Origin of the sequence: Ahrensia sp. R2A130, assembly GCF_000179775.1 — a bacterium.
GTDB lineage: Bacteria > Pseudomonadota > Alphaproteobacteria > Rhizobiales > Rhizobiaceae > Pseudahrensia.
In genome coordinates this window covers 166,393-191,969 of sequence record NZ_AEEB01000005.1, presented here as the reverse complement: position 1 = coordinate 191,969, position 25,577 = coordinate 166,393, and the positions used below count along the sequence as shown (strand labels likewise).

The window sequence follows — 25,577 nt, the reverse complement described above, 5'->3', positions numbered from 1 at the left end:
GCAGCAGTCTTAATCCTGCATCAGGTTTTGCACCAGCACCGTAAACGGACCTGTGGGCTGGCAGCTTTCTCCATCGCGCTATAAAGCACACTGTATTGAACCGGGTGTGGACCAAAATGCGAAAACGGACGAGTAACACCAGTGCTGCTGCTGGCCGTGCGTCATTTGGCGGGCGCTTCGGTTCCCTCGCGCAACCGGGAAACCTGCCGCGTTTTGCGCTGGATCACCCCGGCGGCGCTGCGCTGGTATCTGTATGTTTTTTGTTCATTCTGTTGCTGCTGCTCCGCCAAATTTCCGGTTGGGATGTGGCGCTAACGGAAATGTTTTCCGACTCGTCCATCTGTCCTGAAAATCCCGAATGGAACTGCACGCCTTTTCCTTGGCGACTCGACGGGCTGGCTTTATCTGTGCGTGAGGCAGGTATCGCGCTGCCCTACGCTTTGGTGTTCGTGTTTCTCGCGCTGCTGATTTGGCGGTTGCGACGTAAGGCCCGTGGGTCGGAATTCTTCGTGCCACTGCTCGGCCTCAGCTCTGCATTGCTGGGTCCGGTGCTGGTGACCAATGTGCTGTTAAAAGGCAATTGGGGTCGGCCACGCCCCGAAGATACGGTTCAGTTTGGTGGTGAATGGGACTTCGTGCTGCCCGGAACATGGTCTTCGCAATGCGCTGACAATTGCTCCTTCCCGTCCGGCGAGGCGACCTTCGCTTATTGGGGGTTGATGGGTCTCGCGCTTCTGCCGCGTCGTTGGCACCTATCGGCAGCGGTGGTGATCATTATTTTTGCCAGCACGATTTCGATGCTGCGTGTCACCTTCGGAAAGCACTATTTTTCTGATGTGGTGATGGGCGGGGCGGTGGCTGTGACCTGTATTTTGGCGATCAATTGGGCGCTGCATCGCTGGCAGCTTCATGAGCGGTTGGCCGCGTGGAATGCGCGCGCCTGAAAGCCGAAGCCAAAGTCGGTGTTTCGCTGCGCTGAAATTCCCGTTAGAGCAGGACAAACGACAGCGAGACACGGGTTATCCGATATGGCCAAAATCAAAAAAGGTGACGTGAAGAAGGTGGTTCTTGCCTATTCCGGCGGCCTCGACACTTCCATTATTCTCAAGTGGCTTCAGACCGAGTATGGCGCGGAGGTCGTGACGTTCACGGCTGATCTTGGCCAGTCGGAAATCGAAGGCGGCAAGGAACTCGAAGAAGCCAAGCGAAAGGCTGAAAATCTCGGCATCACTGAAATTTATATCGAAGATGTGCGCGAGGAATTCATCCGTGATTTCGTCTTCCCGATGTTTCGCGCCAACGCGGTTTATGAAGGCGTCTATCTGCTGGGCACATCAATTGCCCGTCCGCTGATTTCCAAGCGATTGATCGAGATCGCCCGCGAAACCGGTGCCGACGCTATTGCCCACGGGGCAACCGGCAAGGGCAACGATCAGGTGCGTTTTGAGTTGGCAGCCTATGCACTCGACCCTGATATTAAAGTGATCGCGCCGTGGCGTGAATGGGATTTGAAGTCCCGCACCGATCTCATCGAATTTGCTGAAGAGCATCAGATTCAGGTCGCCAAAGACAAGCGCGGCGAAGCGCCGTTCTCGGTTGATGCCAACCTTTTGCACTCGTCATCTGAGGGTAAAGTGCTGGAAGACCCTGCGGTCGACTCGCCCGAATATGTTTACATGCGAACCATTGATCCGCAGGACGCACCGGATAAAGCCACCGACATCACCATCGGTTTTGAAAAAGGCGACCCCGTTTCCATCGATGGCAAAGCCATGTCGCCTGCGGTGCTGTTGACGGCGCTGAACAAGCTTGGTCATGACAATGGTATCGGTCGTCTCGATCTCGTTGAAAACCGCTTTGTCGGCATGAAATCACGTGGTGTTTACGAAACACCGGGCGGCACAATTCTGCTGACCGCTCACCGTGCGATTGAATCCATCACGCTGGACCGTGGTGCGGGCCATCTGAAAGACGAGCTGATGCCGCGCTACGCAGAGCTCATCTATAACGGTTTCTGGTTTTCGCCGGAGCGCGAGATGTTGCAAGCAGCTATTGATGCCTCGCAGACCCATGTTGAAGGTGAGGTTCGTCTGCGCCTGTATAAGGGCAATGTCATCGTGTTGGGTCGCGAAAGCCCCACCTCGCTTTACAGCGAAGAGCTCGTGACCTTCGAAGATGATGAAGGTGCCTACGACCAGCAGGACGCCCATGGTTTCATCCAGCTGAATGCCCTGCGTTTGCGGACACTGGCGGCGCGTGATGCCAAGGTGAAAAAGGGCTAGCGCTGAAACGGTTGAGCACTGTCGTAACGGGGGCGGGTGATGAGACGAATTTGGATACCGATCTTCGGTCTCATCATCGCAATTGCCTGTGCAGGTTACTGGTATGTCTTTGAGCGCGACGTTGCGCCAACCGAGCTTCGTGTTCTCGCAGGTGCGCGGGGCAGTGACGCTTACGTTTTGATGAGCGAAATTTCCGAAGTGGTGGAGCGTCACAGCGACATCGTTCGGTTGAAGGTGATGCCAGGCACCACGTCTTCCAATTCAATCTCCGCTATCAATCGTCGGCGGGTCGATCTGGCGACTATTGAATCCAACACCCCCGCCTATGCCGATATCAAATTGGTGGCGAACCTGTTCGTCGATTATTTCCTGTTGGTTACCCGCAAACCGGACCGCCAGGCCACCCTTCCTGCCGGGCAACAGGCCATGCTTGACGCTGCCGGCGTGCAGCCTCGTGCTGTGGTGGATTTGCCTGAAATGCGGATTGCAATCCCACCCTCTGGTTCTGCAGCCAATCGTGCGTTCTGGTCGGTGGTGGATCATTACAAGGTGCCACCTGAGCGATTGAAAACAGTAGCTGTGGATACCGAACGCGCCGAGGTCGAGTTTCTTGCAGGGCGGGTTGATGCAATTTTTGTCGTCTCGTCTTTGCGCGATCCTTTCTTGTTGTCGCTGGTCGGTGAAGCGGGTTTGCGGAATATCGCGCTGAATTTCGTACCTATCGATCAGGCCGATGCGATGAAGCTGAAGCGGCCTTATTTAAATGCCGAGACTGTCGTGAAGGGTGCTTTTGATGGCGCGTTGCCATTACCAAAGGGCGATATCGTCGTGCCGGGTCTCAACCGTTTGCTTGTTGCCGGTGACTGGGTAGACGAGGAAGCCGTTCGGGAATTGGTCAATATCATCTTCTCCAACCGGCTCGATCTTCTCATCAGAATGCCGCTGTCATCGTCGATTTCTAACCCGCGTGATGCCGGACTGGTGAGCCTTGGCTTGCACGAGGGTGCGGCCAGTTTTTATGATCGCGATGAACCGTCTTTCCTGCAGGAAAACGCTGAGCCGATGGCGTTGATTGTGACGATCTTCGCCATGTTGTTTTCTGCCAGTCTTGCGCTTCGGCGCAGTATGGCAGGGCGGGCAAAGAACCGTGCTGATACCTATAACGACCAGCTACTCGACATCGCGCGCCGCACACGTGAAACGAATGATGTGGCTGAGTTGAAAGCGCTGAGCGACGAGTTGGCGGAAGTTCTGGAAACGGTGGTTCACGCTCTCGATACGGACAAGGTGACTGAAGAAGGATTCCAATCCTTTGGCCTGCTGTGGGGTTCCGTCCGTGACACGTTGCGCGACAGGCAGCGGGAAGTTGCCTAACCTATTTCGCGGTCGGGTTTGTCCGGCCCAAGCCACATGCCGGATCGATGCCCTGCGATCAGCCAATGGGTCGCGCCGCCAACAAAACCCGCAGCGAGCACTGCCAGCCAGACATCGCGGTCGGCATAGGGCAGAACGACTTTTCCGTCTTGTACCAGTTCCACCATGCGCGCCGACCAAAGTGCCGCCGCGCCACCGGCTGCGGTGTGGGCAAGGAAAGAGCGCCAGCTGGTGAATTCAAACAGCAAAGCCAACCCGGCGAACGGCATGAAAGTTGTTTGTACGGCGATCCACCATGCAGTGAAGGTGAACAGGACCGAGCCCATCAACGCGACATCGTCACCCAGCCAATAGGTGTCACCGCCGAGAAAAAGCGCGAAGGTGAGAAATGCGCTGGCGGCGAATGTGGCGACCGCAAATGAGAACAGCAGCACGCAAACGCGCAAAAATGCCAGCGTCAGGCGCACCATGATGGATTACTCGGCAGCGGGTTGAACGAGCGCTTCGGCGCGGGCGGCAAATTCTGCCGTCTCACGATCTTTCTTTCGCATGCGCTCGCTTTCCGACTTCAACTGACCGCATGCGGCAAAAATATCGCGGCCGCGCGGGGTGCGGACGGGGGATGCGTAGCCGTTGGCGTTCACGAATTCGGCGAATGCCTCGATCTTTTCCCAAGACGAGCATTCATATTGCGAACCGGGCCACGGGTTGAACGGGATAAGGTTGATCTTGGCGGGAATGCCTTTGAGCAAACGCACCAGTTCTTTGGCGTCGGCAAGGGAGTCATTCACGCCGTCCAACATCACATATTCGAAGGTGATGCGTTTGGAGTTCGAAGCGCCGGGATAGTTGCGGCAGGCATCCAGCAATTTGGCAATTGGGTATTTTTTGTTGATCGGCACCAGCACGTCGCGCAACTCGTCATTCGTGGCGTGAAGCGAAATGGCGAGGCCGCAGCCTATCTCGTCGCCGGTGCGCTCGATGCCCGGCACCACGCCGGAGGTCGATAGCGTGATGCGGCGTTTGGAAAGCGATAGACCTTCATTGTCGGACGCGATCAACAGCGCCTTCTTCACGTGTTCGAAATTATAAAGCGGCTCGCCCATGCCCATCATCACGATGTTGGAAACCTTGCGATCGCCGTCTGGAATAAAAGCCTCTTCTTCGTTTTTGGCAGCAGCCTTCACCGGAGGCTTGTCCGGAAAATCGCCAAGCCTGTCGCGAGCGACCATCAACTGCATCAGGATTTCTTCAGCCGTCAGGTTCCGCACCAGCTTTTGCGTTCCGGTGTGGCAGAAGGTGCAGGTGAGCGTGCAGCCGACCTGGCTGGAAATGCACAGCGTACCACGGTCGGATTCGGGAATGTAAACGGTCTCGACTTCCACCGGAGCACCGGCGCCACGGGCCGGAAAGCGGAACAGCCATTTGCGTGTCCCGTCGGTGGAGATCAATTCTTCCACCAGTTCGGGGCGTTCCAGCGTGAAGTTGTCAGCCAGTTTAGCGCGCAGGTCTTTGGCGATGTTGGTCATCGCAGCAAAGTCCGTGTGGCCGTACCAATAGATCCACTGCCACAATTGGGAGGCCCGCATACGGGCCTGCTTTTGCGGGATACCGGCTTCGATCAAAGCGGCTGCCATGTCCGCACGATCCATGCCGATCAGCGATGGTTTTTCATCCGCGCGCGTAATTGCCTGCGCGGCCAAGGCCGCGCGGGTGTCATCTTGGGTGAGGTCTAAAGATAGGGCCATGGGCCGCTATATGGCCCTGCGCTTCAAGACTCGCAAGGAGTTGAGGCGCAAGGCAGAAGCTGTGGTGCTTATTTGCAGCCAGCGACTTCTTTAAGAGCTGCCGACACGCCGGACAGCGAATAAGTGTATGTGGTCTGTGTGCCACGGGCGGACTGGCCGGACACTTTCATTGAGCGGCCCTTCTGCATGGCAGCCACGAGTTCGGGCTCGGTGGACACGTCTTCGAGCCAGGCATTGTTGCCGCGCGAGAACATTTTGAAGTCCTTGCCGTCGACCGTGACGGTGACCGGTGTTTTCTCTTTCAGCTTATAACCGACTTCGACCTGCGGCTCGAATTTGGCCGCGTTGTTCGGCTTCTGGCTGATCAAAAAGAACACGTCGCCGTGGTCGCGGTCGCTTGGTTCTTTGACCGTGGGAATCGACAGCACGTAGCAAATTTTGCCCGCCTTCTGGTCGTTGTAGCTGTATGCGCCCCACGCCTTGTGCTGCTTGATCGGCTTGGGCGTTTGCGCCAATGCGCTGCCCGCCATAAGGGAAATGGTTGCCGCCGCGATTGCCGTTTTCATCATGAAGTGTGCCATCATCTACCCGTTAAATTGCTTGTGCGTTCCTTGGTGAACGTTCCGTTTGCGCGGTCGGTTCAATGTTGCGGAACATTGTCATCTGCCCTTAACCATGGCCCCTTGGCCTTTCAAAAGGCTGAAGGCGGATGGTTAATCAACAATCCATGACCAATGAATTAGGCCGTTTTGAGAACAACCGCTATTCCTCACCTTCTGCTTTCTTGTAACGCTTGGGATGCGGCCCCTTTTTCACACGACCTTTTTCTCGCGGAAGTTTCCGCCCGGCCTCGTAGCGCGACTGCCCGTGAACATGGGCGGGCAAGTGGGTCGCCATCGGCGCGGTGTGGGTGGATACGGGTCCGCCAGCGCGCACGGGGCGTTCTGCAAAGCGGCCAAGCGATTGCATCCTGTCATACATAATGACGGCACCGGCTGTGGCGACGTTGAGGCAAAATGCGGTGGGGATTTTGATGATGAATTCGCATTTTTCCATAGCGTCCGGTGACAGCGATCCGTTCTCCGGCCCAAGAAGATACGCTGCGCGAAGCGGGTGACGGAAGCTCGGTAGAGCGATGGCATCGTCCGTCAGTTCCACGCCCACAAGGCGGCAATCATCCGGCAGCTGCATCGTGTCGATGCCTGAATAGGTGTACCAAGGCATATGGTCGTGACTGTTCGTGGTATCGGCAGGTGCGTGGTTGATGCGTTTGCCGGGCGCGAGTGTGAAAACAAAAGACGCGCCGAAGCCATGAGCAGTGCGGGCCAGATTGCCGAAATTCATCGGTTTGGAAATACCTTCCGCCCCTATGCCGAAATAGCCGCGCGATTTCATAGGAGCGATTTCACTTTTGATCTCTTGCCTCGGTACGAATTTTGTCATGCAGAGCGGCCAACAGGCTCGCGGCGATCTCGTTTATTGTGGTTGGGCTTTGGCCACCATCGCCGTTCCACGTCAAGGACACGCACCACGCTTCATCACCTTTGGTGACGCGGTGGGTGAGGTTCAACACGCCGGTTGTGCTGCCACCCTTATAGGTCACGCTGTCCCAGAACTTCGGGTCCGCGAAGCCGGGTTCGATAGCAGCGATGGGGTCTTCGCCCAATTCCTCCATCAGCGCACAAAGATGGCGTGTTGAAACCGCCCACTCGACATCAGGATTGCGCGGTGTCTGCACGGCCTCCACTGGAGGAAGGGGCAAGGTGGCCAGAACCTCAAGCTGTTGGCGGCGACGGGCGGTGTCGTTGTTGCGCCACGCATTGGCCTCCAGCGGGTTGGCTTTGAGCTGGAAGAAGTCGCGGGTTTTGAGCATCACTTCCAGATCGAGTGCCGTTGCCACGCGGCCACGGCCCACCACATCGATTAGCATATCTGTGGCCGTGTTGTCGGAGGTCGAAATCATCAAAGCTGCAAGACTGTAAAGCGTCAGCGGCGCACCCACTGGCCAAGTTTGCAATGTGCCGGTTGGAAGTGAGCGGTCGGTCTCCTTCAGCGCAACGGTGTCGGCCCATGTGCGCTTTCCCGATGCGATGTCATTCTTGAGTTCGCTCAGAACAGCGATCTTGAAGGCCGAGCCAACACCGAGTTTTTGGTCGGGCCTCAACTCATGTTCCATTTTACCATTACGGGTGATGATCGCAGACGTCGTGCCGGGCATCGCATCAAAGCGTTCCAGCAGTGCCTGTATATCCACCACCCGCAGGCTGGGCGTTCGCATGGATAACTGCACGATCTGCCCTTCCGGATCGCGGCGCATGATGATGGGGATGGTGTGGCTTTCGGTGGCGATGGTGAACCGCGTGCCGCTCCCGCTAACCTCGATCAGCGGCCCATATTTTCCACGCATGCTCTTTACGGCCAGCCGCACAGCACGGGCATCGATGACGCGCAGGAAGGATGGCGCGAAATCGCCTTCGTCAAAAAGTGTTTTTTCGTAGAGCGTACGCAGAAAATCCGTGTCCTTCGCGCTATCGGCGAAGGCAGCTGATATAGGCGCAACGAAAAGGAACAGGATGAGCAGAGTGCGTGCGAACATGCCTCCACCTTATGGAAAGTTGCGCTGTCATGCGATACGCGAGGATGAACCAAACTGTCGCTCTTTCACCTGAAGGAAAATCACCATGAAAGCCGTTCTGTCGAAGGAGCCCGGTGGGCCGTCCACCCTCGTGGTCGAAGAGATTGCAAAGCCTGAACCCAAAAAGGGTGAGGTGCTGGTGAAGGTAAAAATTGCGGCGCTGAATTTTTTCGACTGCCTCATCATCGAAGACAAATACCAGTTCCGCCCACCGCGCCCGTTCTCCATTGCTGCTGAAATGGCTGGCGTCGTGGAAGCAGTTGGCGAGGGCGTTGATGGTTTCGCACCGGGCGAGCGTGTGTGCGGCTATCTTCCAACAGGCACGGCGCGGGAGTTCATCACTGCGCCCACCAACGTCCTGTCGAAAATTCCTGACGGCGTAAGCGATGAAGACGCCGCTTGCATCATGGTCACCTACGGCACGTCATACCATGCGTTGAAGCAGCGGGCTGATTTGAAGTCGGGCGAAACGCTTGCCGTGCTAGGTGCATCCGGCGGGGTTGGTCAGGCGGCTGTGGAACTCGGCAAAATCATGGGTGCCAATGTCATCGCCTGCGCATCCACCAACGAGAAACTGGAATTCTGCCGCGAATGCGGTGCGGATGAGGTGGTAAACTACACCGATGAAGACCTGAAGGACCGGTTGAAAAAGCTGACCGGCGGTAAGGGTTGCGACGTGATCTACGATCCGGTTGGTGGCGATTTTTCAGAAGCCGCATTCCGCGCTATCGCCTGGGAAGGACGCTTTCTGGTTGTCGGATTTGCATCAGGCCCGATCCCGAAAATTCCGCTCAACCTGCCGCTGCTAAAAGGTGCCGATCTGCGAGGTGTGTTCTGGGGCACGTTCACCGCACGTCAACCGCAGGACAATGCGGATAACATTTCAGATTTGCTCGGCTGGTTGGCTGACGGTTCGCTCAAACCTCACGTGGACAGCGTCTTCCCGATGGAAGAGGCAGCAAAAGCGCTGGATAAAATCGCCAGCCGCGATGTGAAGGGCAAGGTGTTGTTGCGGGTGGCGGACTAGCTGTCCGTCTCGCTTTCACCGGCTTCCTGTTGGCGCATGGGCATGGCGTCGATGATCTTGAATATCTCTTCCGGTTCAACGACGCGGTTCCAGCGTTGTTTCTCCTGCCCGTCCTTGCCGACCAGAATGATGGTCAAACGGCTGGATTCCGGCTTGAAACGCTGGCGTAGCTGGCGGGCAGCGCCGTTGTTCAGGCTGGTGTAGCCTATGGCGGCGCGGGTTTCTTCGTTGCCTGCGGTCCGCAGTACGATCAGATCGCGTTCGCGTAATTCCGGGCGCACTTCGCGCAGAACATCCACCTGTTTGTCCAGCGATGCATCGCTGCGTGATTTTGCGAACATCAACAGAATGCGGTTCTTCCACTGCAGATCCGCCAAAGGATCAGCAGCGACCGCGGGGCCGGATGGTACGGTTGCCATTAAAAGCGCGGCGAGAAAGGCTGAGACAACATGTTTCATGCCTTTCATATGGTGTGCCACCAGTCTGCTGTCGAGGTTTGTTCGCGCTAAGCGGCTGCGGCTTTATAGGCCTCAAGTACGGCAGCGCCCATTTCCGTTGTGCCCACCTGCTGCATACCGTCGGACATGATGTCGCCGGTGCGAAGGCCATCGTCGAGCACTTTGGCGATTGCAGCTTCGAGACGGTCGGCTTCTGCAATCATTTCGAACGAATAGCGCAGGCACATGGCCAGTGACGCGATCATCGCGATTGGATTGGCGATGCCTTGTCCGGCAATATCCGGTGCGGAACCGTGTACCGGCTCGTACATGGCCTTGCGTTTGCCAGTGACGCCATCGGGCGCACCAAGTGAAGCGGATGGCAACATGCCGAGCGATCCGGTGAGCATTGCTGCAACGTCGGAAAGCATGTCGCCGAACAGGTTGTCGGTGACGATAACGTCGAACTGTTTCGGCGCGCGCACAAGCTGCATGCCGCCAGCGTCTGCCAGCATGTGGGACAGTTCTACGTCCTCAAAACCGCGCTTGTGGGTTTCGGTGACAACCTCGTTCCACAACACGCCGGATTTCATGACGTTGCGTTTTTCCATCGAACACACGCGGTTGGAACGGGTGCGGGCGAGTTCGAAGGCCATCGCGGAGATGCGCTCGATTTCGTAGGTGTCGTAAACCTGCGTATCGATAGCGCGCTTCTGGCCGTTACCGAGATCGGTGATGGTCTTCGGATCGCCGAAATACACGCCGCCGGTCAACTCGCGAAGGATGAGAATGTCGAGGCCTTCCACCAGCTCTTTTTTGAGCGATGAAGAATTGGCGAGTGCGGGGTAACAGATGGCCGGGCGCAGGTTTGCGAAAAGCTGCATGTCTTTACGCAGGCGCAACAGGCCGGCTTCGGGGCGCTGGTCGTAAGGCACGTCATCCCATTTCGGCCCGCCAACCGCGCCAAACAATACGGCGTCTGCCGCCATGGCTTTTTCCATATCAGCATCAGAGATGCTCTCGCCGTGCGAGTCATAAGCTGCACCACCGACAAGACCCTCGTCAGTTTCAAAGCCTGCGCCTTCTTCGTCATTCATGTAGTCGAGGATCTTGCGAACTTCGTCGAAGGCTTCGGGACCGATCCCGTCGCCGGGAAGGAGGAAGAGTTTACGGTTGGCCATGGTTTGTCGGGCTCTTAGCATCGTGTGAACTGGTGTTGGCTTAGAACCAAGGCCAGTTTGGTTCAAGTTCCAGCTTGGAGATCGTTTTCATGGCCTTTCATTATATGCGGATATCCGCCGCTTTTGCTGTCGCATTCATGGGCATTTCATTGCCCGCATTTGCCCAGACGGCGGGTGCACCCAGTTTGTCCATGCCGCTGGATTGCGAGATGGGGCGCACCTGTTGGGTGCAGAATCTGGTTGATATCGATACCGGCCCCGCCCGCGTGGACCCGTTCTGCGGCGCAGCGACCTTCGATACCCATAAGGGGACAGACATTCGTGTGGCCACCATCGCGGAGATGAAGAAAGGTATCGACATCAAGGCCATGGCGTCCGGCACTGTGCTGGGCTTTCGCAACGATATGGATGAAGCGTTGATCGTTGACGGTGAAGGCCGTGCTGTGGTGAAGGGGCGCGAATGCGGCAACGGCCTCGTCATCGATCACGGCAATGCATGGACGACGCAAATGTGCCATTTCGCCAAGGGCAGCGTGACCGTGAAAAAGGGTGAGCGCGTCGGGCGCGGGCAAGTGGTGGGGCGTATGGGCCTGTCGGGCATGACGGCCTTTCCCCATATCCACGTTACCGTGCGGCGCGGCAAAGGTGTGGTGGACCCGATCACGGGTGCCAGCGTGGGCCGCAACTGCAACCCCAATGCCAGCACCAGCGCGACTTTGTGGGACGCTGCGGCCCGCACTCAGGTGGTTGCTGCCTCATCCGCCGTTATCAAGACCGGTTTTTCGTCCGCCGCCGTCAAAGGTGTAGATGTGATTCGCGACACCGTGCCGACCATCAGTACTGATGGCCCGCTGCTGTTCTTCGCCAATCTCATCAATCTGAAAAAGGGTGACCGCATCGATCTGGTCCTCAAGGGACCGGATGGTAATGTGCTGGTGGAAAGCAAGGGCAAGCCGATGCCCGCGCCCAAAGCGACATGGACCACCTATACCGGCCGTCGCGGCAAGCCCGAAAGTGGTACCTATCGTGGCGAAGTTCGCCTTATTCGTAATGATAGGGTGATCGATATCAAAGGCGCGAACGTCACGTTCTAAGTGGTGAAATAAAAAAGCCGCTCAGGTTATCCCAAGCGGCTTTTCAATTTGTGTTCACGCTATCGGGCTTCGCCCTGCGCTCCACGGGGGCGGGATGATTGCATCCCGAACGGCTCTTCGCCGTCTTTTGCCCGATCAAGCGTCGTCTTATTCGGAAGCGCCTTCTGCTTCTGCAGCTTTTGCGGCTGCTGCATCTTCAGCGGCTTTTTCTGCAGCAAGCTGCTGAGCTGCTGCGACCTTCTCGGCCTCCAGACGCTCTTTTTCGGCCAGGAATGCTGCGCGTTCTGCTTCGTTCAGCTTGCGCGAACGGGTGCCTGTGTTTTCCACGATGCGTGCGGATTTACCGCGACGGCCACGCAGATAATACAGTTTGGCGCGCCGCACCTTACCGCGGCGAACGATTTCAACGTCTTCCACCAGTGGCGAGTACATCGGGAACACACGTTCCACGCCTTCGCCGTAGGAGATTTTGCGAACGGTGAAGCTCTCGTTGATGCCAGCGCCTTTGCGCGCGATGCAGACGCCTTCATAGGCCTGCACACGGGTGCGGGTGCCCTCAGTCACGCGGACCATCACACGGACGGTGTCGCCCGGTGAGAATGTCGGGAGCTTGCGCTTTGCGTCGATGCTTGCTGCCTGCTCGGCCTCAAGCTGTTCGATAATGTTCATGGTCGTCTTCCTGTTTTTTCACCGCTTCGCGCCGAAGTTGTCTCCGGTCACCGATCAACGGCTTTTTTGATTGTGCCAGCCAGAGCGCCGCATCCCGCAAGGTCAAAAGCCTTCAAAGAAGGCTGCCTTGTCGGAAACGGTTGAAGACAGAAGCCTAAAAACCGTGGGCGAGTTCACCGATCATTTCGTGAAGTACGAAATCGAGGGTGCTCTAGCACGAATCCATCATTTGTCGAGAGGTTTTGCACGAAGAAGGTCAGGCCGTCGCTCTGCCGTTAGCCGTTCTGCCTGTTCGCGTCGCCATGCGTTGATGGCTTTGTGGTTGCCGCCGCGCAGCACGTCGGGGATGGCAACGCCTTCCACCTCGGCAGGGCGGGTGAAGTGGGGGTGCTCGAGAAGGCCGTCTTCGAAGCTTTCATGCGTGCCTGATTCTGCGTTGCCCATCACGCCGGGCAAGAGGCGGATGATGGCGTCCAGAAGGATAAGCGCTGCGGGTTCACCACCGGACAAGATGTAGTCTCCGATTGAGACTTCTTCGAGGTTGCGGCTGTCGATGACCCGCTGATCGACGCCTTCGAAACGTCCGCACACGATCACCGCGCCGGGGCCATCCGCCAGTTGTCGAACCCGCGCCTGTGTCAGCGGTTTGCCGCGCGGGCTCATCAGCAAGCGGGGGCGGGTGTCCTGTGGGGGAGATGTGGCGTCGATGGCCGCGCCCAAAACGTCTGCCCGCAGCACCATACCTGCGCCGCCACCGGCAGGTGTGTCATCCACATTGCTATGTTTATCGGTGGCGAAATCGCGCAATTGCACAGGATCGCACGACCAGTCGCCGCGCTCCAAAGCACGGCCAGCCAGTGATGCACCCAGATGGCCGGGGAACATGTCGGGATAGAGCGTGATGATGGAGGCGTGAAAGCTCATGTTTTCATCGTGGTTTTTCCACCGCGAGATGCCAATCCAGCGAGTGCGGCAAGTATCGTGACCACCATGCTGGCAAGCCAGACCCAGTAGCCCGGGCCAATGCCCGTCACCGCAGCAACAGTGCCTGCAGAATTGACCATCACACTTTCGGTTCCGAAGAATGAAAGCGCGAGAGCTAAACTTCCCAATGCCAAAATTGCGGACACTATTTTCGAGAAGGGAAATCCAAGCCAGCTGGCTAGTAGCACAGGGTTTGCCCACCAGGCCAAAGCTCCGCTCATCCAGCCCGCCGTCAAAGCGCCCCAACCCGGTGACCAGTCGCGCGGGTTTGCGGTGGCTGTATAAAAGCCGTCCATGAATAGGCAGGCCAAAAACAGTGCAAGGGCGATGCCGAGAAGAAGCCGCGGGGCCATCTGCATAATGATCACTCCACCAGCTTCAACTGTTTTTCAAACAGCTTGAGCACTTGCACTATGTCATGCCCGCGTTTGAGCACTTGCCCGTCGCTGCTGACGATACTGTAAGCGCCTTGCTTGCGCGCAAGCGCCGGGTTTTTCTCGATACGGTAAAGCGGTGCTTCGCTGGCGCGGCGATAGACGGAAAAAACCGCTCGGTCTTTCAGATGATCGATGGCGTAGTCGCGCCAGTCACCATCGGCGACCTTAAAGCCGTAGATACGCAGAATTGCGGTCAGTTCCTGCCGGTCGAAGCTGATTTGCGATGGTTTTCCGGGGTTGCCGGTCGAGGCCACCCAAGTGTTGGCCGTGCCGGAACTCGCCAGCGGCTTGCGGGCTGCCAGTGAAATCAGATCGGCTTTTTGTTCAGATCGGCTGTTGCTCAAGGTTTGATAGACCATTTGGGCTGGCATTTGTTGCGTTGGATGAAACTGTGAGGCTCACGCGTGACGGTTTCAAGCCCGAGGGCTGGCAATTTCAATCCGTCGTTGGCAGCAGTCGGATTAGCTGGATAAACGATGGGCGAATTTTGTGCAGTTTTGGAACAGCACACCGAATGTTTCAAAACTGTCGCAGTGTTTGATCGCTCCCGACAATGTGATCACAATCGCGCCACTTTGAGTCCGTTTTCGCGCCGCATTGCGGGGTCAGCTTCTCTCTCGTTGCCCCGGTAATGCCTGCAGACGCGCCTGACCCGCCATCGCCCATTGCCCCTGCCCGGGTGGCCGGTCTCCCTACCCAAGCGTTTCAGGCTTCATACCCGGCCGGGTTTTCGGTGGACTTGTCGTTCGTCGAGAAACGTTTTCATTCCCTTCCCCTGGGGATGGGTAACGATGCGGCAGAAGACCGGTCTTCGTACTTGCCTCCGCCATTCCCCCTGCCCGGGCCGGCGGACCATTCAGGTGCGGAGGCCGGTTTTCCTTTGGGATCGCTCTTTCGAAAACTAGCCGTTCAGGTCGTTCATTACGGCCGCGCCGATAATCGCGCCGGGCGTGCCGTTGGCTGTGACCTTTTGCAAAATGAAGGCGCAGCCATCGTAGCCCTTTTGCTTCATACTGGCCAAAGGCAGTTGCACGTTGAGCGCACCGCTTTTCATCATGCCGGCCATGGCCATATCGCCCACCACGTTGTGGTAGGTGATGGTTCGGCCACGGTTTTCGCCACGTCCGATTTTCACCTGTTTTTCGCGATCGAAATAGACGACCCACAAAGTGGCATCTTCTGTACCTGCTTCGCTGGAAACCTCGATGCTATCGCCACCACGGGTGACGGTTAGTTTCGTGGTCAATGCCGATGACTTGCCGCGCTCCTGCGAAGCTCGGGTGGCTTCGATCTCACCCTTGCGGGAACCCACGGCATGGTCGCGGCCATTGATGATGACCTGCGGTGTGTAGATGCCGTTGCGGCCTAGAGAAGCTGCGTAGAGTTTCTGACGTTCGGTAAATTCCGCTTTGGAAAATGTGTCCCCCCAGCCGAGATAATTCCAGTAATCGACATGGAACGACAGCGCGAGCACATCGCCGTCCTTCACATATTCGCCCAGCAGCTTGTCGGCAGGTGGGCAGGACGAACAGCCCTGTGATGTGAACAGTTCGAACACGGCGGAAGGTTGTGTGGCATCAGCCGCCATTGCTTTGTCGGTGGGCAGAACCTGCATGGCTGTTGCGCCTGCCAATAGGGCGAATGCCAGCGCAGTGCGGCGCGACAGGGATGGAATGTGCAGTTTCATGACGTTCGACTTTCGGGCCTGCCGTGGCCGACATTCATCATGCGGGGACTGCAGACGAACGGTTGCGGCTTCTTCCACTTCAAAATGGCCGAACAGGGCTGTCACACGCAACTCACTTTCGCGGGAAGCGCGGTGAACGAGGCCGTGAAACGAAAAACCCCGCGACGGCAGACCATCGCGGGGGTTTGTATTCAGGTATGAAGCGCGGCTGTTACGCAGCTTTGATTGTTCTGCCGCTATGCAGCTTTGGCTTCGCGGTTCAGGTTGCGCAGCACGTAGTGGAGAATGCCGCCGTTGCGGAAGTAATCCAACTCGTCCTCGGTATCGATGCGCGACAGCAGTTCGATGGTTTTGGTCGAACCGTCCGCCATTTCGATATCGGCTTTCATGGTCTGGCGCGGCGACAGATCGTCAAGGCCACGAATGGTGACCTTCTCTTTGCCCGTCAGGCCGAGACCTTCCCATGTGTCGCCATTGGTGAAGACCAGCGGCAACACGCCCATGCCAACGAGGTTGGAACGGTGGATGCGCTCGAAGCTTTCCACGATCACGGCGCGCACGCCCAGCAGGCGGGTGCCTTTGGCTGCCCAGTCGCGGGAAGAGCCGGAGCCGTATTCCTTGCCGGCGAAGATCACCAGCGGCACGTTCTCGTCTGCATAACGCATGGCCACATCGTACATCGCGCCCTGTTCGCCGGACGGGTAGTGGACGGAATAGCCGCCTTCTACATTGTCCAGCATCTGGTTGCGGATGCGGATGTTGGCGAAGGTGCCACGCATCATCACGTCATGGTTGCCGCGGCGGGCACCGTAGGAGTTGAACTCCACCGGACGCACCTGATGGCCGCGCAGATAATCACCAGCGGGGCTTTCGCCCTTGATGGCACCGGCGGGGGAGATGTGGTCGGTGGTGATGGAATCGTGGAACAGCGAAAGCACGCGGGCGCCTTCGATATCCTCGATCGCTTCCGGCTCCATCGACATGCCGTCGAAGTAAGGCGGGTTCTGCACGTAGGTGGAAGAGGATTCCCAACCGTATGTGTCGCCTTCACCGGCATTGATGCCGCGCCATTTTTCATCGCCCTTGAAGACGTCGCCGTAGCGGCTGCGGAACATTTCTTCGGTCACGACTTCACGCATGATTTCAGAAATTTCGGCAGAAGATGGCCAGATGTCTTTCAAGAACACATCGTTGCCGTCTTGGTCTTTGCCGAGCGAATCCTTGGCGACATTCACGTGCATCGTGCCTGCAATCGCGTAGGCGACGACCAATGGTGGCGAGGCGAGGTAGTTTGCCCGCACGTCCGGTGAGATACGCCCTTCGAAGTTGCGGTTGCCCGACAGCACCGATGTGGCGACCAGATCGTTCTTGTGGATGGCTTCCGAGATTTCTTCGGCCAACGGGCCGGAGTTACCGATGCAGGTGGTGCAGCCGTAGCCGACGAGGTTGAAGCCCATGGCATCCAGCTCTTCGGAAAGACCGGCCTTGTCGAGATAGTCTGTGACAACTTGCGAACCGGGGGCGAGCGAGGTTTTTACCCATGGCTTCACGGTCAGACCCTTTGCGCGGGCGTTGCGGGCAACGAGGCCTGCAGCGATCAGCACGGATGGGTTCGACGTGTTGGTGCACGACGTGATGGCAGCAACGACAACGTCGCCATCGCCAAGATGGAAGTTCTGACCTTCGACGGGGTAGCCCATCGTGCCTGCTGGCATCGGATCTTCATTCACCTGTGCACCGCCTTCGGCGATCCAGCGGCCTTCTGCACGGTCCTTGGCGGGTGCCTGACGGCGGTCTTCGCCACCACGAATGTCGATGATGGCCTTTGCAAAACTTTCCGGCGCCACGTCCAGCGCCACACGGTCCTGCGGACGTTTGGGGCCGGAGATGGATGGGACGACGGTTTTCAGATCAAGCGTCAGTGTGTCGGTGAAGACAGGGTCTTCGCTCGATGTGTCGCGCCACATGCCCTGCGCCTTGGAATACTGTTCGGCCAAGGCCACGCGGTCGGCATCGCGGCCGGTGGATTTCAGGTAGTTCACGGTGTCTTTGTCGACAGGGAAAAAGCCGCAAGTCGCGCCGTATTCCGGTGCCATGTTGGCGATAGTCGCCTGATCTTCCAGCGTCAGGTGGTCGAGACCTGGGCCGAAGAATTCGACGAATTTACCGACAACACCTTTTTCACGAAGCATCTGCACGATGACCAGAACGAGGTCGGTCGCTGTGATGCCTTCTGCCATCTGGCCTTCGAGACGGAAGCCTATGACTTCGGGGATGAGCATGGTAACGGGCTGGCCGAGCATGGCCGCTTCCGCTTCGATGCCGCCAACACCCCAACCGAGCACGGACAGGCCGTTGACCATGGTGGTGTGGGAATCGGTTCCCACCAGCGTGTCAGGGTAGGCTAGTGTGGAACCGTCAGTTTCCTCACGGGTCCAGACGGTCTGGGCGAGATATTCGAGGTTAACTTGGTGGCAGATGCCGGTTCCCGGAGGAACCACGCGAAAGTTTTTGAACGCTTGCTGGCCCCATTTTAGGAAGGTGTAGCGTTCGCCGTTGCGCTCGTATTCGCGCTCGACGTTTTTCTCGAATGCGTTCTCGCCGCCGAAATAATCCACCATCACCGAGTGGTCGATCACGAGATCGACCGGCACCTGCGGGTTGATGGCGTCGGTGTTGCCGCCGAGATTGTGGGTCGCATCGCGCATGGCGGCGAGGTCAACCACGGCGGGAACGCCGGTGAAGTCCTGCATCAATACGCGGGCCGGGCGGTAGGCGATCTCGGTTCCAGCGGAACCTTTGTTGTCGATCCAGGCGGCAACAGCTTCGATGTCTGCTTTCGTGACCGAGCGGCCATCTTCGAAGCGCAACAGGTTTTCCAACAGCACCTTCAGCGAGTAGGGCAGTTTCGAAATGCCTTTGAGGCCGTTCTTTTCGGCTTCGATGAGGCTAAAATAGGTGTAGGGCTTGCCGTTGACGTCGAGGGTCTTTTTCGCGGAAAAGCTGTCTAGAGATGCGGTCATGTGTGCGGGCTCCTTTGCCGGTTGCCCTTGGTATAGATATTGCCGCCCCAAGCGTCCATATCGACTTTACGGGCGGTTCGCCCACGAACAACTTCTTCCGAAAGGTCGACATGCCAATTCAGGAAACTGAAGACACCAAGGTTTCACCCGCCCTCAAAATGTTGCTCGAGCTTGGGCCGGTGGCGTGTTTCGTCATCGCCTACACGCAGGGCGCACGATTTGTCGAATGGTTCGGGCTCACCGGAATCTTCGAACAGCCCATCATGCTGGCAACCGCCGTCATTATGGTGGCGACGGCTCTATCCATTGCCGGATCGTTGTGGCTGACGAAATCCGTTCCTGCGATGCCCATCGTTACGCTGGTGGTGGTGACAATCTTCGGCGGGCTGACGTTGTGGTTTGCCGACGACACATTCATCAAGATGAAGCCGACTATCATCAACACGCTGTTCGGCGTGGTGCTGCTGGTGGGGCTGGCTTTCGGCAAGAGCTTCTTGAAAACCGTAATGGGCATGGCCTTTGCCATCGACGATGAAGGTTGGATGATCCTGACCAAGCGCTGGGGCTTTTTCTTTCTGTTCCTCGCTGTGGTGAACGAAATAGTCTGGCGCAATTTTTCCGAAGGTTTTTGGGTCGGCTTCAAATTCTGGGGAATGACCGGCCTGACATTCCTCTTCGTGCTGAGCCAAACGCCGATGCTGATGAAGCATTCGACGGAGGAGAAGGAGGAAGGCTAGTTCCCCTTCAACTCCGTAATCTTCGCCTGAAGCAGTTCAAATTTCTTCGCGTCGATTGGGCCGACGATTTTGTGGCGGACCACGCCTTTGGCATCGACCAGAAATGTTTCCGGTATTCCGTAGAAACCCCATTCAATTGCCGTGCGACCCGGCTGGTCGGTGCCGACGCGGCTGTAGGGGTTGCCCAGCTCGTTCAGGAATTTGAGCGCGTTGGGGTCTTTGTCTTTGTAGTTGATGCCGACGATATCGACCTCGTAGCGCTCGGCCAGTGCCATGAGCACCGGGTGTTCGGCACGGCAGGGCGCGCACCAGCTTGCAAAGATATTCACCAACCGCAGATCACCTGGTAGGTCAGTGGAGGCGAGGGCTGGCACGGGCTGACCGTCATTCATCAAACCGGGCAGTGCGGGCAGATCGAAGCTGGGCGCTGTTTTACCGATGAGTGCCGATGGAAGTTCGCCGGAGTCACGACCCGACAAAAGCTGCACGGCGAATATGCCCACCAGACCGCCGAAGATGGCGAGCGGGATCATCATCCAGAGACGGGTGCGTTTGGTGGCTTGTTTGTCAATTTTTGGATTGGGCATCAGGCAGCCTTCGAAGCGCGGCGCAGACCGGCCTCTTCCAGTTTCGCCAATTGCGCGCGGCGGCGGCGGGAGGTTAGCCAGATTGACATGGTCAGCAGCACGAGTGCCAGTATTACGACGCCATAAGCGCCCGCGATAAAGCCAAAATACTTTGCGCCGAAGAGTGCTTCGATCATAATCTAACCTCTCGCGGAACGGGCTGCTTTGCGCTGCAGCGTTCTGATTTGGCGGCGCATGATTTCGTTTCGCATGGCCCACAGGTGTAGCATCAGGAACAACAGCAGAAATGCGAAGCCCATGGTCAGCAGCGGATAGAGGAATTGCGGTGCCAGCGATGGGCCACCTTCGCGGATGACGCTCGGCCCCTGATGCAGCGTCGTGAACCATTCTACCGAAAAGCGGATGATCGGGATATTGATCGCGCCGATGAGGATTGCCACCGCCGCTATGCGGGCCGAACGGGCGGGCTCCTCGATGGCGTTCCACAGGGCGATGAGGCCGAGATAGATGATGAGCAGGATGAGAAACGAGGTTAGCCGCGCGTCCCATTCCCACCAGGTGCCCCACATGGGGCGACCCCAGATGGAGCCGGTGGCGAGGCCGAGAAATGTGAATGTCGCGCCGATGGGGGCAGCCGCCCGCGCAGCCACGTCTGCCAGGGGATGCCGCCAGACCAACACGCCGAGCGCGCCGGAGACCATGGTCATATAAGCGGCCATCGCCATCCAGACGGAAGGCACGTGTACGAACATGATGCGGACCGTCCGGCCCTGCTGGTAATCGTCCGGCACGTTGAAGGACATATAAAGTCCGACTGCCAACGCTATCACTGTCACAGCCGCAAGCCACGGCAGCACGATCTTCGTGAAGGCGAGGAACCGCGTCGGGTTCGCCAATGCCGCAAGACCGGGACGTCGTTGGGGGGCTGTGGATGTATCTGTCGAAACGCTCATGGCCGTGTCCTAGAAACCTCGTCTGCCTTAATCAACATGATCGTCGATCACAGTTCGGTTTGTCGCAGCGTGTAGGCGGCTGCGAGTGGGCCGATTGCGGCGAAGAAAAGCGAGAGAGCGGCCACCAGTAAGAACGGTGGTAGGAACGGATCCGGTTCCGTCACAGCTGCCCGCACCGCGCCGACGCCGAAGATGAGAACGGGCAGGCAAAGCGGCAAAACCAGAACGGCGAGCAGCAAACCGCCGCGCGCTAACGTCACCGTTAGCGCCGCGCCCGCTGCGCCGATGAAGGAAAGAGCAGGTGTTCCCACAGCCAATGTTGCCATCGAGGCGAGCCATGCGTCGGTTTCCATAGAAAGGAACAGTGCAAATACGGGAGCAGCCAGCGTGACCGGTAGGCCCGTCGTCAGCCAATGCGCCAGTGCCTTGGCAAACACTTGCGCGGCCAGTGGTACGGGGGCGAGCAACATCTGATCGAGCGAACCGTCCTCGGCATCGTCACGGAACATCCGGTCGAGACCGAGCAGGCTGGCGAGCAGTGCGCCGATCCACAGGGTCGCGCCGCCCACCGTGGACAGCAATTGCTTGTCCGGCCCGATGGCAAACGGCATTGCGACGACCACGGCGAGGTAGAAAAGCAGCACCGTTGCGCCATTTCCGCCTTGGCCGAGTGAAAGTGACAGATCGCGTTTAAGCAGCGCGATCATGGGGTGAGTTTCAGTTCGGTGGTGTTGTCCAACCCAAGCGGCATGTGGGTGGCTGCGATGATGATGCCATCGTCTTCGAGATGCACGCGCATGAGTGCTGCGAATTGGCCTTGTGATTGTGCGTCCAGGCCCGAGGTTGGTTCATCCAGCAGCCAGACGGGACGAAAGCTCACCAGTAACCGCGCGATGGCGATGCGGCGGCGCTGGCCGGTGGACAGGTGGCCGAAGGGTACGTCCTGCAAACCATCCAAGCCTACGAACTCCAACGCTTCGATGATATCGAGATGCGGGTTGCCGCAAAAATTCTGCCAGAAGGTCAGGTTCTGCTCCACGGTTTGCGCGGGCTTCATGGCGTTGTCCGGGCCGAGGTGGTGGCACAACTCACGCAAAGGGGTGTCCGCGAAATCTGGATCGGGGTCGGTGATCTGCAGCGTTCCGGACTGTAACGGCAGGAAACCCGCAATGGCCCGCAACAGTGTGGATTTTCCTGCTCCGTTCTCACCGGTCACCACCAACGCTTCGCCGGTGGATACGACAAATGACAGGTCATCTATGATGGTGTCTTCGCCACGGGCGACGGCGATATCGTGAGCGGAAATCTGCATGGCACCTTCCTATGCGGGCCGTTGCCGCACTGCAATCGTGCTTGTTTTGATTTGCCAAACCCACCCCCTCAACCGCTAAACGAAGGTATGGAAAAAGACGCAGACCGAATCACCAAAGACGCTATGGCTGCCCTTGCCGATAACCGTTTCAAGGTTGCCATTCCTTTGCTGCAGGAAGCGGCGATGGCAGGCAGCGCGGTGGCGGCCAATCAGCTCGGTGCGCTCTACGAGCATGGCCAGCATGTGGCGCAAGATTACACGACCGCGCGCAAACTGTATGGCAAAGCCGCACAAGCGGGCTTGGCGCATGCCCAGTTCAATCTCGGCTTTTTGCTGCATACGGGTCGGGGCGGTGATGTTGATCTGGTCTATGCGCGGCACTTTTATGCGGAAGCTGCCAAGCAGGATGAGCCCACCGCGCTACTGAACCTCGGCATTCTGCTGGCGCGGGGCGAAGGTGGAGAACGCGATGTGCGGGCGGGTTATGCCATGTGGGAACGCGCGGCAGGATTGGGCGAGAAGCTGGCCGCTTTCAATCTTGGCATGGTCCATGCCGGTGGCCACGACGTGCCGGTCGATTTCACCAAGGCCTTGATCTGGTTTCGTCGCGCGAAACGCATGGGGCATCCGGGTGCGGAAGCGGAATGTGCCAAGGTATCCGATGTTATGTCGGCGGAAGAGTTGGAAGCAGCTGGTGCGGCTCTTGCAAAAGACGATGCTGCGAGAGCTGGTCTGTCATGAGTGAGCCGCTTGCCATCACCAGCAGCCTTTCGCATCTCACGTTCCGCGAATTGTTGGCCAACCGGGCAAGAGCACGCCGTGCTGTTTCGCGTGGGCGCAACCGCGCCAGCAGCCAACGTCTGTTGTCGGAAATCGAAGCCGAATTGGAAAGCCGGAAACAGCGCAAGGCCGACCGGCTTTATGGTGGGTTGCCCAGAATTGCCGCGCTGGACTATTAGGCGCGCATGCGTTCGTAGCTTGGGTCGTATGGTCCGGCTTCTATAACTGTTGCCGCAATCTCATCGCCCAACAAATCCATGGTCAGTTTCGTGCCGATGCCGGAATGGCTTGGGTCGATAAATGCGTAAGCGAGGTTCTTGCCTGTGCGGTGGCCCCAGTCGCCCGAGGTGACTGTGCCGACGATTTTCCCATCCGCCATCACCGATGCACCACCGTGCGCAGGGGCATGGGTGCAGTCGACTTCCATTGAGACCAGCTTCTTGCGCAGTCCGTTCTTCATCTGCTCGTGCAGTGCATCGCGTCCGATGAAATCGCCTTTGTCGGGGCGAATGAACCTGTCGAGGCTCGTCTCGAATGGATCGAATTCCGTCAGCAGATCGGCTTTCCAGTGCAGGAAGCCTTTTTCCATTCGCATGGAATCCACCGCGCGGGCGCCGAATGGTTTCATGCCGAAGGGCTCGCCCGCTGCCTGCAATGCTTTCCATGCCGCATAGAGCGATGCGTTGGGAATATGAATTTCGTAGGCCAACTCGCCGGAGAAGCTTACACCCATGACGACGGCGGGCGCGTAGCCGATGAAGCACTCCCGCACCGACAGCCAAGGGAACGCATCTTTCGACCAATCACCACGGGCGCAGGCGGAGAGCACCTTGCGGGCGTTAGGGCCGGCGATGACGAGAATGGTATGGTCGTTCGTGAGGCTACGAAGCTGCACGTCTTTGTCGTCACGCAGGTTGAGGCGTAGCCAGTCCATGTCGTGGCGGGTGGAGGCGGCAGCGGAGCCATACCAGACTCGTTCAGGGCCACGGTCGCTTGCGGCTAGATTGGCGATGGTGGCTTCCGCTTTCACCATGCCGTGATGGTTCAGCAGATAGCCCAGCCCCACGCGGCCATCACGCTTGGTCACCGCTCCGCACATCATGCGATCGAGGAACGTGTGACGGTCTGCGCCGGTAATCTCGATGCGGTTGAAACCGTTCACCTCTGCGATGCCGACGTTGGTGGCGACGTTGTTCACTTCAGCGGCAACCACGTCGAAAGCTTCATCGAAATGGAAGCTGTGGCTGGGGTGAAAGTCGGGTGAGGGTTTGATGTAATCCACGCGCTCCCAACCATCGACCACGGTGAACTCTGCGCCCATTTGTTCCCAAACAGGCGTCAGCGCAGTCGTCTTGGCGTGGCGACCGGCGGGGCGGTGTTCGTGGGGGTAATGGAAGCGGAATTCGTTCTGGTAATCTTCAATGGCTTTTAGTGCGGTGATCTCGACATTCGTGTGGTCGCCGAAGCGACGCGGGTCGATGCACCACGTGTCGTACTGCGCTTCGCCATGGACGATCTGTTGAGCCAGCAACCAGCCGTGGCCGCCGCCTTCACCCAACCCTGCGCGCAGGCCGATGATGCAGAATGCGTTGCGCTTGCCGGGGATGGGGCCGACCAGCGGCGCGCCGTCGATGGTGTAGGTGATCGGGCCGTTGATGACCGTGTGGATGCCCGCTTCCATCAGCGCAGGCATGCGTTCGAAGGCACCCTCCAACACATCCGTCACGCGGTCGAGATCGTCCGGGCAGAGCGCGTTGGTGAAGGCAGGGTCGATGCCGTCCATGCCCCAGGTGCGGCAGTCTTGTTCATAGAAACCGAGCAGCAATCCGTTCTTTTCCTGCCGGCAATAGTAGTCGGAGATCGGGCAACGCAGCAGCGGCATGCGCTTGTCGGCATCACGGATTTCCGGGATCTCCTCTGTGAGGAAATACTGGTGTTCCATGGAGGCGACGGGGTGGTGCACACCCATCATCGCGCCCACTTCATTTACGCGGTAGCCGCCCGCATTCACCACCACGTCGCAATCGATATCGCCCTTGGTGGTGTGGACCGTCCAGGTGTCGTCCTTGTGCTGGGTCAGACCCGTCACCGGTGTGTGGCGATAGACTTCGGCACCGGCCTTGCGGGCGCGGCGGGCCAGCGCCTGACAAAGCTGTGCCGGATCGATGTCGCCGTCGGAAGGGTCCCACAATCCGCCGATAAGATTGTCGGTGGAAATTAACGGATGGCGACGGGCACATTCTTCCGCATCCAACACCTCGAAATGGACATCCATGCCACGCGCCATTGAGGCGAAGTGGCGATAGCCCTGCATCTGCTCTTCTTTGTTGGCGAGGCGAATGCCGCCATCGGCGTGGTGGTAGTTGATGGGGTAATCGGGGTCTTCGGACAACTCTTTATACAGCGCGATGGAGTGGCTCTTCAGGCCGACCATGGTCTGGTTCATGCCGAAATTCGTCACCTGCGCGGCGGAGTGCCAGGTGGTGCCGGAGGTCAGCTCGTCACGCTCCACCAGAACCACATCTGTCCAGCCTTCCTGTGTGAGATGATAGAGCGTCGAACAACCGGCGATACCGCCGCCGATGACTACAGCTTTCGTGCGTGATTTCATGGTCAGCCCCCGTTTTTGA

General features: G+C 58.1%; 27 protein-coding genes. 8 read left to right on the top strand and 19 right to left on the bottom strand.

The window, feature by feature from the left end:
• Window positions 1–116 precede the first annotated feature (116 nt).
• From R2A130_RS17530 to R2A130_RS07200, 3 genes are all read left to right on the top strand, one after another.
• The gene (locus tag R2A130_RS17530) at window positions 117–944 is read left to right on the top strand and encodes a phosphatase PAP2 family protein (RefSeq protein WP_009464367.1); all 828 of its coding nucleotides are present in this window, start codon (window positions 117–119) and stop codon (window positions 942–944) included.
• 84 nt (window positions 945–1,028) lie between these two features.
• Window positions 1,029–2,282, top strand: a complete 1,254-nt coding sequence (locus R2A130_RS07205; protein WP_009464366.1) for an argininosuccinate synthase — start codon at window positions 1,029–1,031, stop codon at window positions 2,280–2,282.
• A 39-nt stretch (window positions 2,283–2,321) separates the two neighbouring features.
• The gene (locus R2A130_RS07200; RefSeq protein WP_009464365.1) at window positions 2,322–3,656 is read left to right on the top strand and encodes a TAXI family TRAP transporter solute-binding subunit; all 1,335 of its coding nucleotides are present in this window, start codon (window positions 2,322–2,324) and stop codon (window positions 3,654–3,656) included.
• Here R2A130_RS07200 and R2A130_RS07195 read toward each other — a convergent pair.
• The 5 genes from R2A130_RS07195 to R2A130_RS07175 form a co-directional block, all read right to left on the bottom strand.
• On the bottom strand, window positions 3,653–4,126 hold the full coding sequence (locus R2A130_RS07195; protein ID WP_009464364.1) for a hypothetical protein: 474 nt from the start codon (window positions 4,124–4,126) through the stop codon (window positions 3,653–3,655). The genes R2A130_RS07200 and R2A130_RS07195 overlap by 4 nt on opposite strands.
• A 6-nt stretch (window positions 4,127–4,132) precedes the next feature.
• Window positions 4,133–5,404 carry a 23S rRNA (adenine(2503)-C(2))-methyltransferase RlmN gene (gene rlmN / locus R2A130_RS07190; protein ID WP_009464363.1) on the bottom strand — a complete coding sequence of 424 codons (1,272 nt, stop codon included), beginning with the start codon at window positions 5,402–5,404 and terminating at the stop codon, window positions 4,133–4,135.
• Between the two features lie 68 nt (window positions 5,405–5,472).
• On the bottom strand, window positions 5,473–5,973 hold the full coding sequence (locus tag R2A130_RS07185) for an invasion associated locus B family protein (protein ID WP_009464362.1): 501 nt from the start codon (window positions 5,971–5,973) through the stop codon (window positions 5,473–5,475).
• A gap of 193 nt (window positions 5,974–6,166) precedes the next feature.
• Window positions 6,167–6,799 (bottom strand): RNA methyltransferase, encoded by a 633-nt coding sequence (locus R2A130_RS07180; RefSeq protein WP_009464361.1) that lies wholly within the window; start codon window positions 6,797–6,799, stop codon window positions 6,167–6,169.
• A gap of 10 nt (window positions 6,800–6,809) precedes the next feature.
• A complete protein-coding gene (locus R2A130_RS07175) occupies window positions 6,810–8,000 on the bottom strand; it encodes a serine hydrolase (protein WP_009464360.1) in 1,191 nt (396 codons plus the stop codon).
• Window positions 8,001–8,085: 85 nt separating this feature from the next.
• Here R2A130_RS07175 and R2A130_RS07170 point away from each other — a divergent pair, with 85 nt between their 5' ends.
• Window positions 8,086–9,066, top strand: coding sequence for an NADPH:quinone oxidoreductase family protein (locus tag R2A130_RS07170; protein WP_009464359.1), 981 nt, complete (start codon window positions 8,086–8,088; stop codon window positions 9,064–9,066).
• Here R2A130_RS07170 and R2A130_RS07165 read toward each other — a convergent pair.
• Entirely contained in the window at window positions 9,063–9,533 is a 471-nt protein-coding gene (locus R2A130_RS07165; RefSeq protein WP_009464358.1) for a DUF4174 domain-containing protein, read from the bottom strand. The two genes, R2A130_RS07170 and R2A130_RS07165, sit on opposite strands and share 4 nt — an antisense overlap.
• Window positions 9,534–9,571: 38 nt before the next feature.
• Complete coding sequence (gene leuB / locus R2A130_RS07160) at window positions 9,572–10,684, bottom strand: 3-isopropylmalate dehydrogenase (RefSeq protein WP_009464357.1); 1,113 nt, start codon at window positions 10,682–10,684, stop codon at window positions 9,572–9,574.
• An 89-nt stretch (window positions 10,685–10,773) separates the two neighbouring features.
• Between leuB and R2A130_RS07155 the strand changes: the two genes are divergently transcribed.
• Window positions 10,774–11,778 (top strand): M23 family metallopeptidase, encoded by a 1,005-nt coding sequence (locus tag R2A130_RS07155; RefSeq protein WP_009464356.1) that lies wholly within the window; start codon window positions 10,774–10,776, stop codon window positions 11,776–11,778.
• A gap of 147 nt (window positions 11,779–11,925) precedes the next feature.
• On the opposite strand, the gene rplS is transcribed toward R2A130_RS07155, so the two are convergent.
• From rplS to acnA, 6 genes are all read right to left on the bottom strand, one after another.
• Entirely contained in the window at window positions 11,926–12,447 is a 522-nt protein-coding gene (gene rplS, locus R2A130_RS07150) for a 50S ribosomal protein L19 (protein ID WP_009464354.1), read from the bottom strand.
• A gap of 225 nt (window positions 12,448–12,672) precedes the next feature.
• A complete protein-coding gene (gene trmD / locus R2A130_RS07145; protein WP_009464352.1) occupies window positions 12,673–13,371 on the bottom strand; it encodes a tRNA (guanosine(37)-N1)-methyltransferase TrmD in 699 nt (232 codons plus the stop codon).
• The gene (locus R2A130_RS07140; RefSeq protein ID WP_009464351.1) at window positions 13,368–13,790 is read right to left on the bottom strand and encodes a hypothetical protein; all 423 of its coding nucleotides are present in this window, start codon (window positions 13,788–13,790) and stop codon (window positions 13,368–13,370) included. The genes trmD and R2A130_RS07140 overlap by 4 nt, the downstream gene beginning before the upstream one ends.
• A gap of 5 nt (window positions 13,791–13,795) precedes the next feature.
• On the bottom strand, window positions 13,796–14,227 hold the full coding sequence (locus tag R2A130_RS07135) for a DUF2794 domain-containing protein (protein ID WP_009464350.1): 432 nt from the start codon (window positions 14,225–14,227) through the stop codon (window positions 13,796–13,798).
• Between the two features lie 542 nt (window positions 14,228–14,769).
• Window positions 14,770–15,555, bottom strand: coding sequence for a thioredoxin family protein (locus R2A130_RS07130; protein ID WP_040305393.1), 786 nt, complete (start codon window positions 15,553–15,555; stop codon window positions 14,770–14,772).
• A gap of 236 nt (window positions 15,556–15,791) precedes the next feature.
• On the bottom strand, window positions 15,792–18,578 hold the full coding sequence (gene acnA / locus R2A130_RS07125) for an aconitate hydratase AcnA (protein ID WP_009464347.1): 2,787 nt from the start codon (window positions 18,576–18,578) through the stop codon (window positions 15,792–15,794).
• A 110-nt stretch (window positions 18,579–18,688) separates the two neighbouring features.
• Here acnA and R2A130_RS07120 point away from each other — a divergent pair, with 110 nt between their 5' ends.
• Window positions 18,689–19,315: a septation protein A gene (locus R2A130_RS07120; protein WP_009464346.1), complete on the top strand. Its 627-nt coding sequence runs from the start codon at window positions 18,689–18,691 to the stop codon at window positions 19,313–19,315.
• On the opposite strand, the gene R2A130_RS07115 is transcribed toward R2A130_RS07120, so the two are convergent.
• From R2A130_RS07115 to ccmA, 5 genes are read right to left on the bottom strand one after another with little or no spacing between them, the layout of a single operon-like run.
• Window positions 19,312–19,902 carry a DsbE family thiol:disulfide interchange protein gene (locus R2A130_RS07115; RefSeq protein WP_009464345.1) on the bottom strand — a complete coding sequence of 197 codons (591 nt, stop codon included), beginning with the start codon at window positions 19,900–19,902 and terminating at the stop codon, window positions 19,312–19,314. The two genes, R2A130_RS07120 and R2A130_RS07115, sit on opposite strands and share 4 nt — an antisense overlap.
• Window positions 19,902–20,078 (bottom strand): heme exporter protein CcmD, encoded by a 177-nt coding sequence (gene ccmD, locus R2A130_RS18030; RefSeq protein WP_009464344.1) that lies wholly within the window; start codon window positions 20,076–20,078, stop codon window positions 19,902–19,904. The genes R2A130_RS07115 and ccmD overlap by 1 nt, the downstream gene beginning before the upstream one ends.
• Before the next feature lie 3 nt (window positions 20,079–20,081).
• Window positions 20,082–20,855, bottom strand: a complete 774-nt coding sequence (ccmC, locus tag R2A130_RS07110; protein ID WP_009464343.1) for a heme ABC transporter permease CcmC — start codon at window positions 20,853–20,855, stop codon at window positions 20,082–20,084.
• 47 nt (window positions 20,856–20,902) lie between these two features.
• Entirely contained in the window at window positions 20,903–21,562 is a 660-nt protein-coding gene (gene ccmB / locus R2A130_RS07105; RefSeq protein ID WP_009464342.1) for a heme exporter protein CcmB, read from the bottom strand.
• Window positions 21,559–22,167, bottom strand: coding sequence for a heme ABC exporter ATP-binding protein CcmA (gene ccmA / locus R2A130_RS07100; RefSeq protein ID WP_009464341.1), 609 nt, complete (start codon window positions 22,165–22,167; stop codon window positions 21,559–21,561). The genes ccmB and ccmA overlap by 4 nt, the downstream gene beginning before the upstream one ends.
• Before the next feature lie 87 nt (window positions 22,168–22,254).
• Between ccmA and R2A130_RS07095 the strand changes: the two genes are divergently transcribed.
• Window positions 22,255–22,908 (top strand): tetratricopeptide repeat protein, encoded by a 654-nt coding sequence (locus R2A130_RS07095; RefSeq protein WP_009464340.1) that lies wholly within the window; start codon window positions 22,255–22,257, stop codon window positions 22,906–22,908.
• Window positions 22,905–23,126, top strand: a complete 222-nt coding sequence (locus R2A130_RS07090; protein WP_009464339.1) for a hypothetical protein — start codon at window positions 22,905–22,907, stop codon at window positions 23,124–23,126. Before R2A130_RS07095 ends, R2A130_RS07090 begins: the two co-directional genes overlap by 4 nt.
• On the opposite strand, the gene R2A130_RS07085 is transcribed toward R2A130_RS07090, so the two are convergent.
• Window positions 23,123–25,558: an FAD-dependent oxidoreductase gene (locus R2A130_RS07085; protein ID WP_009464338.1), complete on the bottom strand. Its 2,436-nt coding sequence runs from the start codon at window positions 25,556–25,558 to the stop codon at window positions 23,123–23,125. The genes R2A130_RS07090 and R2A130_RS07085 overlap by 4 nt on opposite strands.
• Window positions 25,559–25,577 lie beyond the last annotated feature (19 nt).